Raw genomic sequence first — 13,231 nt, forward strand, 5'->3', positions numbered from 1 at the left:
GTTCCGCCCGATGCCTTCGCAGCCCCTCCAGCCTCTGCCCTTCCCCTGCACCCGCATCGCCGTGGTGTCGATCACCCGCCACGGCATCGCGCTCGCCGGTCGCGTCATCGCCGCCTTGCCCGGCGCCACGCTGTTCGCACCGCGGAAGTTCGCCGCCGAGGCCGCCGCAGCCGCACCCGGCGCCTTCGCCTGCTACGAGGGCAAGGTGGGCGACCAGGTGCCGGCGCTGTTCGCCGGCTTCGACGGCATCGTCGCCATCGTGTCGCTCGGCGCGGTGGTGCGCCTGATCGCGCCGCATCTCGGCAACAAGGAGACCGACCCCGGCGTGGTGGTGCTCGACGAGGCCGGGCGCTGGGCGATCCCGGTGCTGTCCGGCCACCTCGGCGGCGCCAACGCCATCGCCGCCGCGCTGCAGCAGGCGGTGGGCGCCACGCCGGTGCTGACCACCGCATCGGACGCGCGCGCGACGCTGGCGGTGGACCTGCTCGGCCGCGAGCTCGGCTGGACCTTCGAAGCCAGCCACGACGAGATCGTGCGCGCCAGCGCCGCGGTGGTGAACGACGAGCCGGTGGCGCTGGTGCAGGAGACCGGCAGCACCGACTGGTGGTCGCGCCACGCCAACGGCCGCAGCGGCCCGCTGCCGGCGAACATCCGGCGCTTCGCGCGCCTGGAAGACGTCGAGCCCGAACACTTCGGCGCCGTGCTGTGGATCAGCGACCGCCCTCTGCCCACCGGCTACGCTGCACGCCTCGCCGGCAAGCGGGTGATCTACCGCCCCATCGCTGCGGCGAAGAAGCTCGCGCTCGGCCTCGGCTGCGACCGCGGCACGCCGGCGGCGACCATCACGCGAGCGATCGACGCGGCGCTCGCCCGCATCGGTGCGTCGCGCATCGACGTCGCCGCCGTGGCCAGCATCACGCTGAAGGCCGACGAAGCCGGCCTGCTGGAGGCGGCCACGGCCGCCGGCTGGACGCTGCGGTTCTACCCACCGGCCGTGCTCGCCGCGGTCGACGTGCCCAACCCGTCGGAGACGGTGCGCCGATACACCGGCACGCCCTCGGTCTCCGAGGCCGCAGCCTTGCTCGCCGCCGGCACCGCACTCGCCACCGACCCGGGCGCGCTGCGCGTCGAAAAGCACAAGCTGCGCGGCCCGGACGGCCGCAACGCCACCGTCTCCATCGCCCGCCTTCCCGCCTCCTCGCCCGCCCCGAACTGACGACCACCCCGAGCACCCGGCACCACCGCCGGGGCTCGACGCGCGCCCTCGCGGGCCGCGTTTCGCACCGGAGTCCCTCCCGCATGAACGCCCCCGAAACCATCGTCCCTCCCGGAACGTCCGCCCCCGCCGGCAAGATCATGCTCGTCGGCCTCGGCCCGGGCGCGCACGCCCACCTCACGGAGCGCGCGCGCGCCGCGATCGCCGAGGCCGACACGATCATCGGCTACGTCACCTACATCCGCCTCGTGGCCGACCTGCTCGAGGGCAAGGAGGTCATCCGCAAGTCGATGACCGAGGAGCTCGACCGCGCCATCGAGGCGCTCGAGCGCGCCCGCCAGGGCCGCAAGGTGGCGCTCGTCTCCTCGGGCGACGCCGGGGTGTACGGCATGGCGGGCCCGACCTTCGAGGTGCTCTTCCAGGCCGGGTGGACACCGCCGAGCGGAAAGCCCGGCGACATCGAGGTCGAGATCGTGCCCGGCGCCTCGGCCCTCAACACCTGCGCCGCGCTCGTCGGCGCGCCGCTGACGCACGATTTCTGCGCGATCTCGCTGTCCGACCTGCTCACGCCCTGGCCGGCCATCGCACGCCGGCTCGACGCCGCCGCCTATGCCGACTTCGTGGTCGCGCTCTACAACCCCAAGAGCGGCCGCCGCACCGGGCAGATCGTCGAGGCGCAGCGCATCTTCCTGCGCCATCGCGACCCGGCCACGCCGGTGGCGATCGTCAAGTCCGCCTACCGGCCCAGGCAGCGCATCGAGTTCAGCACCCTCGAGCGCATGGCCGAGGCCGACATCGGCATGCTGACCACGGTGCTGATCGGCAACTCCAACACCTTCGTGCGCGACGGGTTGATGGTGACCCCGCGCGGCTACGCCAACAAGTACGCGGTCGACGGCAGCGAGCGCGCGACCCGCGCGGGCGAACAGGCCGGGCGCTCACTGTCGAGCGGGCTCGACGGCTGGCTGGCGACGATCCGCGCCAGCGGGCGCAACGCCCGGGAGCTGGCCGCCGAATACCGCCTGCCCGAGGACTACATCCGCGCCGCCCTCGCCCACCCACCTGCTTGAGCGCGCACCCTTTACCATACGACTCCGTATGGAATACCCGTATAATCGGCTTCCTTCGACGCCAGACCACACGCCCGGGAGAACCGCGATGTCCAAGCTGCAGGCCCTCTACGACAGCAAGCGCATGACCGCCTCCGACGCCGCCGGCCAGGTCCGCGACGGCGACACCGTGGTCGTGCCCACCGGCGTGGGCGAGCCGCCGGCGCTGCTGCACGCCCTGTCCGCGCGCCGTCACGCGCTGCGCGACGTCGCGGTGAGCCAGATCCTGCCGCTGCGCAAGTTCGCCTATCTCGACCCGGAAACGCGCGCGAACGTGCGCCACGACGCCTACTTCTTCGGCGGTGCGAACCGCGCGGGCGGCCAGGCCGGCTGGGTGGACTACGTGCCGGCCTACTTCTCCGAGCTGCCGATGCTGATCGAGCGCGGCCTGTCACCGGCGGACGTGGTGGTGTCGCTGGCCTCGCCGATGGACGAGCACGGCTACTTCAGCCTCTCGCTCGCGCCCGACTACACCATGGCGGCGATCCGGCGCGCGCGCGTCGTGCTGCTCGAGGTGAATCCGAACGTGCCCTTCGCCAACGGCGACTGCCTGGTGCACATCTCCCGGGTCGCCGGCCTGGTGGAGAGCGACGACGAACTCTTCGAGGTCGGCCTGCCCGAGATCGGCCCGGTGCAGCAGGCGATCGGCAAGTACGTCGCCGAGCTCATCGACGACGGCTCCACACTGCAGATCGGCTACGGCGGCATCCCCGACGCGGTGGTGGTGCAGTTGCAGCACAAGCGCGAGCTCGGCATCCACACCGAGATGCTCGGCGACGGAATCCTGTCGCTGATCGAGTCCGGCGCGGTCACCAACCGCAAGAAGACCTTCATGCCGGGCCGTACGATCGCCACCTTCGCGCTCGGCTCGCGGCGCCTGTATCGCACCATGCACCGCAATCCGGGCATCGAGATGCACCCGGTGGAGTTCACCAACGACCCCTACCTGGCCGCACGCAACGACAAGCTGTGCGCGATCAACGCCACCATGCAGATCGACCTGATCGGCCAGTGCGGCTCGGAGAGCCTGGGCCACCTGCCCTACTCGGGCACCGGCGGCCAGGCGGATTTCGTGCGCGCGGCCAACCGCTCGAAGGACGGCAAGGCCTTCATCGTGCTGCCGTCAACGGCAAAGAAGGGCACGGTGTCGCGCATCGCGCCGGTGCTGTCGCCGGGCACCCACGTCACCACCAGCAAGAACGACATCAACTACGTGGTCACCGAGTACGGCGTGGCGCAGCTGCGCGGCAAGACCGCGAAACAGCGCGCCGAGGCGCTGATCGGCATCGCGCACCCGGACTTCCGTGGCGAACTGCGCGATGCGGCGCGGAAGATGAACCTGCTTTGAGGGGGAGGCTGCGGGCAGGCGCGATAGGCGGTCCGGCAAGGCGATGCGCGTGGGTGGATCTCGACCGCTGCATTCGCGCCTTGCGGCGCTCCTACAAGAGCCGCCGCGTTTCCGGCCCCCTGTAGGAGCGGCGCAAGCCGCGAACACGGCGCCTACAGGATGACCGTGATCTCCTCGCGCCGCACCAGCTCGGCGCCGAAGGTGAGCGCATCGAGCTGAAGCGCATCGCGCGCGGTGACGACACCGAGCGGGCGGCGGTTGGCGTCGACGATCGGCACGTGGCGCACGCCGTTCTCGTACATCAGGTGCAGGGCGTGACCAAAGGGGCGGTCCTCGGTCAGCGTCACCGGGTTGTGCGTCATCACCGCACCCACCGGCGTGGTGTCGGCGTCCAGGCCGGCGGCCAGCACGCCGAAGGCGGCATCGCGCTCGGTGAAGATGCCGGTGAGCACGCCGTGCTCGGTGACCAGGGCGGCGCTGCGCTGCAGGGCGTTCATCTGGCGGACCACCTCGCGCACCGGGGTGTCGGCCGACACGCCGACGAAGGGACGATCGGAAAGGATCTGATGGATCGGACGGCTGGGCATGATCTGTCTCCTGATGCTCGTTGTTGGACGGCACCCCATCCCTAGCTTCAATCGTGCCAGCTTCGGAGGTCGGCGCCGGGCGTTCCGGACGGAACGCCAAGCCGCTGTTCTAGCATGGGATTCTTTCAGCATCGTGACCGCAGGATGACGCCAGGGAATGCCCGCCGGAGCCATTCCTGGACACCATCACGGTGCATCGGCGAGTGCTGGCGCACCATCGGAGGGCGCGCCCGACTTCGCACGCGCCATCGGCTCGCCCATCCGCACCGGGCCGCCCGGCGCCCAGTCGGAGCCGAAGCGCAGCACGTCCTGCGGGAACAGCATCACCACCGTCGAGCCGAGCAGGAAGCGGCCCATCTCGGCGCCCTTCTCCAGCACCACCTCGCCCTCTGCATAGCCGCGCTTGACGATGTCCGGCCGGCGCGGCGGATTGACCACGCCGTGCCACACGGTGGCCATGCTGCCCACGATGGTCGCGCCCACCAGCACCATCACGAAGGGGCCGAATTCGCCCTCGAACACGCACACCACGCGCTCGTTGCGCGCGAACAGACCGGGCACGCCGCGCGCGGTGGCGGGATTCACCGAGAACAGTTCGCCCGGCACGTGGATCATCTGCGTCAGCCGCCCGGCGCAGGGCATGTGGATGCGGTGGTAGTCGCGCGGCGACAGGTAGATCGTGGCGAAGTCGCCGTTCTCGAAGCGCGCGGCGAGCGCCCGGTCGCCGCCCACGAGCGCCGTGGTGGAATAAAAGTGGCCCTTGGCCTGGAAGACCTGGTCGAACTCGATCGGCCCGAACTGACTGATCGCCCCGTCGACCGGGCAGACGAAGTCCGCATCGGCGATCGGCCGCACGCCCTCGCGCAGCGGGCGGGTGAAGAACTGGTTGAAGCTCGCGTAGCTCGCCGGATCGGCGTTCGCGGCCTCGGCCATATTCACCCCGTAGCGCTTCGCGAACCAGCGGATCACCGCGGTCGTCGCCTTGCCCCCCTCGAGGCCGGCGAGCTTTCCGGCAAGCTGGGTGAGCAGGCGCTTGGGCAGGGCGTACTGGAGGGCGACGGCGAGGCGTTCGGACACGGCGGAGATCCTGATCGGTGCGCGCGAGATGCGCGAGGGCATCGATTATAGCGGGCCGGGTTCACACGCTCCGCCCCCCGAACGATCCGTTTCAGGACGAAACCGACGCGTGGAATGCGCGCTGCGGTCGACCGGGCGCCGTGTTCGCGCCTTGGGGCGCTCCTACAGGGGGTCCCGAAACGCGGTCGCTTCCGTAGGAGCGCCCCAAGGCGCGAATGGGCGCTCACGCCCGCTCACCCCAGCAGCAGCGAGCCCGCGATCGCCCACAGCATCAGCGCCACCAGCGCATCGAGCACACGCCACGCCACCGGCTTGGCGAACAGCGGCGCGAGCAGGCGGGCGCCGTAGCCGAGCAGCAGGAACCACACGATCGAGGCGCTGATCGCGCCGACGGCGAAGAGCGGGCGCAGGTCCTCGGCCTGCTGGCTGCCGATCGAACCGAGCAGCACCACGGTGTCGAGATAGGCATGCGGGTTGAGCAGGCTGAAGCCGGCGGCCGCGAGCAGGGCCTGGCCGCGCGACATGCGCTTGTGCTCGGCCAGGTCCAGCGCGCGCCCACCGCGCAGCGCGGAGCGTAGCGCGCGCGCGCCGTACCAGGCGAGGAAGGCCGCCCCACCGTAGCGCGCCACCGTCATCAGGTCGGGGTTGGCGACGAACAGGCTGCCCACGCCGGCGATACCCAGGCCGATCAACAGAATGTCGCACGCCGCCGACACGCCGATCGTCAGCAGCACGTGCTCGCCGCGCAGGCCCTGGCGCAGCACGTGCGCGTTCTGCGCCCCGATCGCCATGATCAGGCCGAGGGTGAGGAGAAAACCGTTGAGGTAGACGTTGCTCATGATGCGTTCCGTTGTCGTCTCGTGTTGCCGTGGCCGCAGCCCTGTTCGCGACTGCGGGCGCTCCGGCAAGAACCGGCATGAGGCGGACCTGCAGAAGCGCCGGGAGGCGCGAATATAGGCGCCAGGCAGGCTTTTATTAAGTAGGATCGATTTATTTCGTTTTCGAGCAATAACGCTAATGATCGATCATCGCTTGCTGGCCTTCGAGGCGGTGCTGCAGGAGGGCGGATTCGAGCGCGCGGCGCGCCGGCTGGCGCTGACCCAGTCCGCGGTGTCGCAGCGGGTCAAGCTGCTCGAGGCCGAGCTCGGCCAGGTTCTGCTGGTGCGCAGCAAGCCGGTGCGGCCCACGCCGGCCGGGCGCAGGCTGCTGCCCTACCTTGCACAGCTGCGCCTGATGGAGGCGGAGGCGCGACGCGCGCTGTCGCCACGCCAGGTGGACGGGCCGCTGCGTCTCGCAGTGGGCGTCAACGCCGATTCGCTCGCCACCTGGTTCATCGGCGCGGTCGCCGAGGTGGTCCGCGACGAGGGCATCGTGCTCGACTGCGTGGTCGACGACCAGGACCACACCCACGCGCTGCTCGCCGACGGCGAGGTGCTGGGTTGCGTGTCCACCCGCGCCGATCCGATGCGCGGCTGCGCCGCCGTACGCCTCGGGGCCATGCCCTATCTGTGCGCCGGCTCGCCCGACTTCCGCGCGCGCTGGTTCCCGCAGGGTCTCACCCCGGCGGCGCTGGCGCGCGCGCCGGCGATCGTCTTCGGCCACCACGACGACATGCACGAGGCCTTCCTGCTGCGCCACTTCGGGCTGGATTCGCGGCGCTATCCACACCACGTCGTGCCCTCGTCCGAGGGCTTCATGGCCTTCGCGCTCGCCGGCCTGGGCTATGGATTCGTCCCCGAGATCCAGGCACGTGCGCACCTTGCGCGCGGCGAGCTGGTCGACCTGGCACCCGAGCGCGAAGAGGTGGTCCTGTACTGGCACCACTGGCAGGTACAGTCTCCGGTGATGGCGAGGCTGGCGCAGGCGATCGGAGATGCTGCAGGGCGGGCACTCGGGGGCGAGCGGCGCGATCCAGCCAGGCCGGGCTGAAGGCCTAATGAGCCCGATGCCTCCCGTGGGAGCGACGCCAGTCGCGATTGCGGTGGCGAGATGAGCGCGGCGCGGACCGACGCGCCGATCGCGACTCGCGTCGCTCCTACGGCCCCCGATGCGCCGCGATGTCTCCCGTGGGAGCGACGCCAGTCGCGATTGCGGTGGCGAGGCGAGCGCGGCGCGGACCGACGCGCCGATCGCGACTCGCGTCGCTCCTACGGCCCCCGATGCGCCGCGATGTCTCCCGTGGGAGCGACGCCAGTCGCGATTGCGGTGGCGAGATGAGCGCGGCGCGAACCGACGCGCCGATCGCGACTCGCGTCGCTCCTACGGCCCCCGATGCGCCGCGATGTCTCCCGTGGGAGCAACGCCAGTCGCGATTGCGGTGGCGAGATGAGCGCGGCGCGGACCGACGCGCCGATCGCGACTCGCGTCGCTCCTACGGCCCCTGATGCGCCGCGATGCCTCCCGTGGGCGCGACGCCAGTCGCGATTGCGGTGGCGAGGCGAGCGCGGCGCGGACCGACGCGCCGATCGCGACTCGCGTCGCTCCTACGGCCCCCCGATGCGCCGCGATGCCTCCCGTGGGCGCGACGCCAGTCGCGATTGCGGTGGCGAGATGAGCGCGGCGCGAACCGACGCGCCGATCGCGACTCGCGTCGCTCCTACGGCCCCCCGATGCGCCGCGATGCCTCCCGTGGGTGCGACGCCAGTCGCGATCGGCGACACATCGGGTCGAGGCGCAATTTCGCCACGGACCCGATGGCAGACGGGTCATCCTCCGCCGAACAGCCCCGCCGCCGCCACCGGATTCGACGGGAACCAGAAATGCACGTACGAGGCGGTGATCGGGCCGCGACGGTAGATCGCCTCGCCCTCGCCGCCGTCGGGGCGGCGCGCGCGCAGCCAGGGCACCAGCGGGGTCTCCGTGCGCGAATAATGAAAGGTGTGGCCGGTGAGCCGACCGCCGGGCAGATCGACTTCCTGCATGCCGAGCGCGGCGAGCCTTTTCTGCATCACCGCCCGGCCGGGCAGCAGGCCGGCGAACGCGTGCTCCACCCCGACCTTGTCGACGATGGCATCGAGCAGGCTCATCAGGCCCCCGCACTCGGCGAGCACCGGCTTGCCGGCGGCCACATGCGCTCGCAGCCCGACCCACAACCCGGCGTTGGCGGCCAGCGCGGCGCCGTGCAGCTCGGGGTAGCCGCCCGGCAGCCAGACGGCGTCGCACTGTGCCGGCAAGCCCTCGCCGGCGAGCGGCGAGAAGAAGGCGAGCTCCGCACCCAGCGCGCGCAGGGTGTCGACATTGGCCGGGTAGAGGAAGCCGTAAGCGGCGTCGTGCGCGATCGCGATCCGCTTGCCGGCGAGCAGTGGCGGAATCTCCGCCACTGCCACGACGGGAAACGCCACCGTCGGCGGCAGCTCCGCGGCGCCGGTGCGCTCGAGATGATCGGCGAGGCGGTCGAGACGCGCACCGAGGTCGTCGATCTCCGCCGCCTGCAGCAGACCGAGATGACGCTCGGGCAGCGCCGCATCCACATCGCGCATCACCGCACCGAACCAGCGCATGCCCGCCGGCAGCGACTCGCGCAGCATGTCGGCGTGGCGCGCGCTGCCAACGTGGTTGGCGAGCACCCCGGCAAAGGGCAACCCGGGCTGGTAATGCGCCAACCCGTAGGCCACCGCGCCGAAGGTCTGCGCCATCGCGCGTGCGTCGATCACCGCCATCACCGGGATGCCGAAGCGGCGTGCGATGTCGGCGCCCGAGGGCGCGCCGTCGTAGAGGCCCATCACACCTTCGACCAGGATCAGGTCGGCCTCGCGCGCCGCGGCGTGCAGCCGCCTGGCGATGTCCGCCTCGCCGCACATCCCCAGGTCGACGTTATGCACCGGCGCGCCGCTCGCCACCGCGTGGATCTGCGGGTCGAGGAAGTCCGGCCCGCACTTGAACACCCGCACCCGCCGTCCCAGCCGCGTGTGCAGGCGCGCGAGCGCCGCGGTGACGGTGGTCTTGCCCTGGCCGGAGGCGGGTGCGGCGACGAAGAGTGCCGGGCACGAGGCCGCACCCGGGTCGACCGTTTCCGGCATCGCGTCCGCCACGCTCACTCGCCACCCTTTCCGTGCACCACCGCACAGCCGGCGTGCGGCAGCGGCGAGGCCTTGGGCTGCTCCTGCGGCTCGAACCAGGCCAGCTTGGGATACAGCCCCACCACGCTGCCGACCACGGTCAGCGAGGGGGGACGCACGCCTTCGTCCAGCACGCGCTGCGCCAGGGTGGCGAGGTCGGCCACCACCACGCGCTGCGCATGGGTGGTGCCGCGCTCGATCACCCCCGCAGGCGTGGTCGGCGGCAGGCCGTGGGCGACGAGCTGGGCGCAGATGTCGGCCAGGCGCGAGATGCCCATGTAGATCACCACCGTCTGATGCGGACGTGCCAGCATCGGCCAGTCGAGGTCGACCTTGCCTTCCTTGAGGAAGCCGGTGGCGAACACCACCGACTGCGCGTGCTCGCGATGAGTGAGCGGGATCCCCGCGTAGGCGGAGACACCCGCCGCCGCGGTCACGCCCGGCACCACCTCGACGTGGATGCCGGCCTCGACCAGCAGCTCCATCTCCTCGCCGCCACGACCGAAGATGAAGGGGTCGCCGCCCTTGAGCCGCACCACGCGCTTGTTCCGCCGCGCCAGCTCGAGCAGCAGCTGGTTGATCTCGTCCTGAGGCAGCGAGTGGTCGGCCGCCTTCTTGCCGACGTAGATGCGCTCGGCCTCGACCGGCGCCAGATCCAGGATGGGCGGCGCGACGAGGTTGTCGTAGACGATGACGTCCGCGCCCGCCACCAGGCGCGCGCCGCGCAGCGTGAACAGCTCCGGGTCGCCCGGGCCGGCGCCCACCAGATAGACCCAGCCCGGCAGCGGGCCGGGACGATGAACCGCGAGATCGGGAACTGCCATTCTTACCACTCCATGCCGGGCATCGCCTTCACCCCCGCGGCGAAGGCGTGCTTGACCGGCGTCATGTCGGTGACGGTGTCGGCAGCCTCGACCAGCGCGGGCGGCGCCCCGCGGCCGGTGACCACCACATGCTGCATCGGCGGCCGGGCGCGCAGGTCGGCGAGCACCCGCTCCACGTCGAGATACTGGTACTTGAGCGCGATATTGAGCTCGTCCAGCACCACGAGGCCGACTTCGGGATTCTGAAGCATTTCGCGTGCCAGCGCCCAGGCGGCTTCGGCCGACGCGACGTCGCGGGCACGATCCTGGGTCTCCCAGGTGAAGCCCTCGCCCATCACGTGCCAGCGCACGCCGGGCTGGGTACGGAAGAAGGCCTCCTCGCCGGTGTCCGAGCGCCCCTTGATGAACTGCACCACGCCGACCTGCATGCCGTGCCCGAGCGCGCGCGCCACCAGGCCGAAGCCCGCGCTCGACTTGCCCTTGCCATTGCCGGTGTTGACCAGCAGCACGCCGCGCTCGGCCTGCGCGGCGGCGATCTTTTCATCGACGACGTCCTTCTTGCGTGCCATGCGGGCGTTGTGGCGGGTGTCGCGGTCGGGGGTCTGGGTCATGTCGGGCCTGTCGTCCTGTTTTCGTTGTGAAGTCGGCGCGCGCTGGCACGCATGCCAGCGGCGATCGTGGTGAAGACATCCTCGGGGAAGGCTGCCGTCAGCCCGGCCGCAAGCCCGTCGAGCTGCGCCAGCACCGCCTCGACGACATCCTCCATGTCGGTCCCGAGGCCGCACTTGTGCGCCATCGCGTTGAAGTGCCTGCGTGCGGCGGCCCGCGGCTACCATTCACGCTCCACCTCGGCGGGCTTGCGGTCGCCGAGGGTCAGCTCGAGCCCGAGCACGCCAGCGAGCGCAAGCAGGCGGTCGAAGGTGAGGCGCTCGGGGCGCGTCTCGAGTTCGGAGAGCCGGTTCTGACTGATGCCGAGCCGGGCCGCGACCTCGGCCTGCGACAAGCCGAGCGCCTTGCGCCGGCCGACGAGCAGCTCGGCGGCCTGTTCCGGAGAGTAAAGCCTGGGCATGGTGTCGTATCGATGATCCCGATAAATCCAGGATATCGCCTTTCTCGATAAACGCAAGAAATCGCCAATGCCGATATCGAGCCCGGCACGCGCTCCGGACACGCCCGCTCAGTCCGGCAGGAACACCACCCTCCCCTCATGCTCGATCCGGCGCAGCGGGTGGCCGAAGGCCTGGCCGAGCAGGTCGGCGCGCAGCACGGCGTCGCGGTCGCCGGCGATCACGCCGCCACGGCCGTCGAGCAGGATGATGTGGTCGGCGTAGCGTGCGGCGAGGTTGATGTCGTGCAGCACCAGCACGCTCCCGCGCGCGGTACCCTGCTCGCGCAGCAGGCGCTGGAAGAGCTCGAGCGCGGCGATCTGGTGGTGCAGGTCGAGGTGGTTGAGCGGCTCGTCGAGCAGGAACAGGCGCGGCGCCTGCGCGAGCAGGGTGGCGATGCCCACGCGCTGGCGCTCGCCGCCCGAAAGCGTCTGCACGTCGCGCTGCTCGAAGCCGGCCAGCCCGACCGACTCCAGCGCCGCGCGCGCGATCGCCACGTCCTGCGGCCCCTCCCAGCCCCAACGCCCCAGGTGCGGGTGGCGGCCGACCAGCACGGTCTCGAGCACGCTCGCCGCGAAGGGGTCGGGCTGCTGCTGCGCGAGCAGGCCGCGGAACCGCGCCGCCTCCAGCGCCGGCCAGGCCGCATAGGGCAGGCCGCCGATGCGCACCTCGCCCACCGTGGGCTCGCGCAGTCCGGCCAGGGTGTGCAACAGCGTGGTCTTGCCCGCGCCGTTGGGGCCGAGCAGCACCAGGCACTCGCCGGCCGCCAGGCTCAGGCTGAACTCGCAGCACAGCCAGCGCTCGCCCACCTCGAGCGCGAGGCGCTCGGCCTCGAGCAAGGGGGCGTCATCCACGGGCAAGGTGCGGCGGGCGGCGTTCATGGCGTGCCGCGCGGGTTGCGCGAGAGCAGGAAGAGGAAGACCGGCACGCCGATCAGCGCGGTGAGCACGCCCACCGGCAGCTGCTGCGGCGCCATCACGGTGCGCGCCGCGGTGTCGGCCAGGGTCAGCAGGGTGCCGCCGGCGAGCGCCGCCGCGGGGATCAGCACGCGCTGGTCGTTGCCCAGCGCCAGCCGCACCAGATGCGGCACCACCAGGCCGACGAAGCCCACCGAGCCCACGAGCGTGACCGCGGTGGCGGTGAGCAGCGAGGCGAGCACATAGAGCGCGACGCGCAGGTGGCCGACGCGCACGCCCAGCGCGCGCGCGCTGAGCTCGCCACGCGCGAGCACGTTGAGGTCGCGCGCGAAGGGCATCACCGCGACCAGCGCCAGCGCCAGCACCGCCAGCGCCGGCCACGGCCGCGCCGCCGCGCTGGCGTCACCCATCATCCAGAACAGCATCGACATCACCCGCGTGTCGGGCGCGAGCGCCAGCATCAGCGACACCGCCGCGCCGCAGCCGGCGGCGACGATGACGCCGGTGAGCAGCAGCCGCGTCTGCGTCCAGCTGCCGTCGCCATGGGCGAGCCCGAAGACGAGCAGCATCGCCGCCAGAGCCCCGGCGAAGGCCGACACATCCACCCAGAACAGCGCCGCCCCGAGCATCATCGCCCCCAGCGCCCCCACCGCCGCCCCGCCCGAGATGCCCAGGATGTAGGGGTCGGCGAGCGGGTTGCGCAGCAGCACCTGCATCAGCGCACCCGCGGTAGCGAGCAGGCCGCCGCAGGCGAAGGCGGCGAGGGCGCGGGGGAGGCGGAGTTCGAGGATGACAGCGGACAGCGCCGGATCCCCACCAGGCAGCAGAGCCGCCCACAACTGCCCCCAACCCGCGCTGATGTCGCCCGCCTTGAGCGCCAACGCAACTGCGCACAGCGCGCCAGCCAGCAGCAGAGCAATCAGCGGAGCAAGCCTGCGTCGGGGCATGGGGAAAAAGCGTTCAGCGCATCAGTCGTGAGTGGGGATGAT

At 71.5% G+C, this 13,231-nt stretch carries 14 protein-coding genes; 4 read left to right on the forward strand and 10 right to left on the reverse strand.

Annotation, left to right across the window (positions count from 1 at the left end; genetic code table 11):
- The first annotated feature begins 10 nt into the window (after positions 1 to 10).
- The 3 genes from ACZ5PP_RS10445 (at position 11) to ACZ5PP_RS10455 (ending at position 3,673) form a co-directional block, all read left to right on the forward strand.
- Positions 11 to 1,216 (forward strand): cobalt-precorrin 5A hydrolase, encoded by a 1,206-nt coding sequence (locus ACZ5PP_RS10445; RefSeq protein WP_043744992.1) that lies wholly within the window; start codon positions 11 to 13, stop codon positions 1,214 to 1,216.
- 83 nt (positions 1,217 to 1,299) lie between these two features.
- Complete coding sequence (gene cobJ, locus ACZ5PP_RS10450; RefSeq protein ID WP_012586104.1) at positions 1,300 to 2,286, forward strand: precorrin-3B C(17)-methyltransferase; 987 nt, start codon at positions 1,300 to 1,302, stop codon at positions 2,284 to 2,286.
- 88 nt (positions 2,287 to 2,374) lie between these two features.
- Positions 2,375 to 3,673 carry an acetyl-CoA hydrolase/transferase family protein gene (locus tag ACZ5PP_RS10455; protein ID WP_004306966.1) on the forward strand — a complete coding sequence of 433 codons (1,299 nt, stop codon included), beginning with the start codon at positions 2,375 to 2,377 and terminating at the stop codon, positions 3,671 to 3,673.
- Between the two features lie 152 nt (positions 3,674 to 3,825).
- Here the strand turns inward: ACZ5PP_RS10455 and ACZ5PP_RS10460 are convergent, their stop codons facing one another.
- From ACZ5PP_RS10460 to ACZ5PP_RS10470, 3 genes are all read right to left on the reverse strand, one after another.
- Positions 3,826 to 4,260: a CBS domain-containing protein gene (locus ACZ5PP_RS10460; RefSeq protein WP_004306963.1), complete on the reverse strand. Its 435-nt coding sequence runs from the start codon at positions 4,258 to 4,260 to the stop codon at positions 3,826 to 3,828.
- Between the two features lie 186 nt (positions 4,261 to 4,446).
- Positions 4,447 to 5,337, reverse strand: a complete 891-nt coding sequence (gene asd, locus ACZ5PP_RS10465) for an archaetidylserine decarboxylase (RefSeq protein ID WP_012586105.1) — start codon at positions 5,335 to 5,337, stop codon at positions 4,447 to 4,449.
- Between the two features lie 233 nt (positions 5,338 to 5,570).
- A complete protein-coding gene (locus tag ACZ5PP_RS10470) occupies positions 5,571 to 6,176 on the reverse strand; it encodes a LysE/ArgO family amino acid transporter (RefSeq protein WP_004306959.1) in 606 nt (201 codons plus the stop codon).
- A 178-nt stretch (positions 6,177 to 6,354) separates the two neighbouring features.
- On the opposite strand from ACZ5PP_RS10470, the gene ACZ5PP_RS10475 reads away from it, so the two are divergent.
- Positions 6,355 to 7,266, forward strand: a complete 912-nt coding sequence (locus tag ACZ5PP_RS10475; RefSeq protein WP_464827038.1) for a LysR family transcriptional regulator ArgP — start codon at positions 6,355 to 6,357, stop codon at positions 7,264 to 7,266.
- A 776-nt stretch (positions 7,267 to 8,042) separates the two neighbouring features.
- On the opposite strand, the gene ACZ5PP_RS10480 is transcribed toward ACZ5PP_RS10475, so the two are convergent.
- From ACZ5PP_RS10480 to ACZ5PP_RS10510, 7 genes are all read right to left on the reverse strand, one after another.
- Complete coding sequence (locus ACZ5PP_RS10480; RefSeq protein ID WP_040828919.1) at positions 8,043 to 9,356, reverse strand: cobyrinate a,c-diamide synthase; 1,314 nt, start codon at positions 9,354 to 9,356, stop codon at positions 8,043 to 8,045.
- A 14-nt stretch (positions 9,357 to 9,370) separates the two neighbouring features.
- The gene (gene cobA / locus ACZ5PP_RS10485) at positions 9,371 to 10,219 is read right to left on the reverse strand and encodes a uroporphyrinogen-III C-methyltransferase (RefSeq protein WP_276658672.1); all 849 of its coding nucleotides are present in this window, start codon (positions 10,217 to 10,219) and stop codon (positions 9,371 to 9,373) included.
- A gap of 2 nt (positions 10,220 to 10,221) precedes the next feature.
- Positions 10,222 to 10,830 carry a cob(I)yrinic acid a,c-diamide adenosyltransferase gene (cobO, locus tag ACZ5PP_RS10490; protein ID WP_004306950.1) on the reverse strand — a complete coding sequence of 203 codons (609 nt, stop codon included), beginning with the start codon at positions 10,828 to 10,830 and terminating at the stop codon, positions 10,222 to 10,224.
- Positions 10,827 to 10,985: a hypothetical protein gene (locus ACZ5PP_RS10495; RefSeq protein ID WP_187283012.1), complete on the reverse strand. Its 159-nt coding sequence runs from the start codon at positions 10,983 to 10,985 to the stop codon at positions 10,827 to 10,829. The genes cobO and ACZ5PP_RS10495 overlap by 4 nt, the downstream gene beginning before the upstream one ends.
- Positions 10,986 to 11,048: 63 nt before the next feature.
- On the reverse strand, positions 11,049 to 11,288 hold the full coding sequence (locus tag ACZ5PP_RS10500; protein WP_004306946.1) for a helix-turn-helix domain-containing protein: 240 nt from the start codon (positions 11,286 to 11,288) through the stop codon (positions 11,049 to 11,051).
- A gap of 108 nt (positions 11,289 to 11,396) precedes the next feature.
- Entirely contained in the window at positions 11,397 to 12,206 is an 810-nt protein-coding gene (locus ACZ5PP_RS10505) for an ABC transporter ATP-binding protein (RefSeq protein WP_464827039.1), read from the reverse strand.
- On the reverse strand, positions 12,203 to 13,189 hold the full coding sequence (locus tag ACZ5PP_RS10510; protein WP_464827040.1) for a FecCD family ABC transporter permease: 987 nt from the start codon (positions 13,187 to 13,189) through the stop codon (positions 12,203 to 12,205). Before ACZ5PP_RS10510 ends, ACZ5PP_RS10505 begins: the two co-directional genes overlap by 4 nt.
- Positions 13,190 to 13,231: the final 42 nt, after the last annotated feature.

This window comes from Thauera sp. DNT-1, assembly GCF_055393985.1.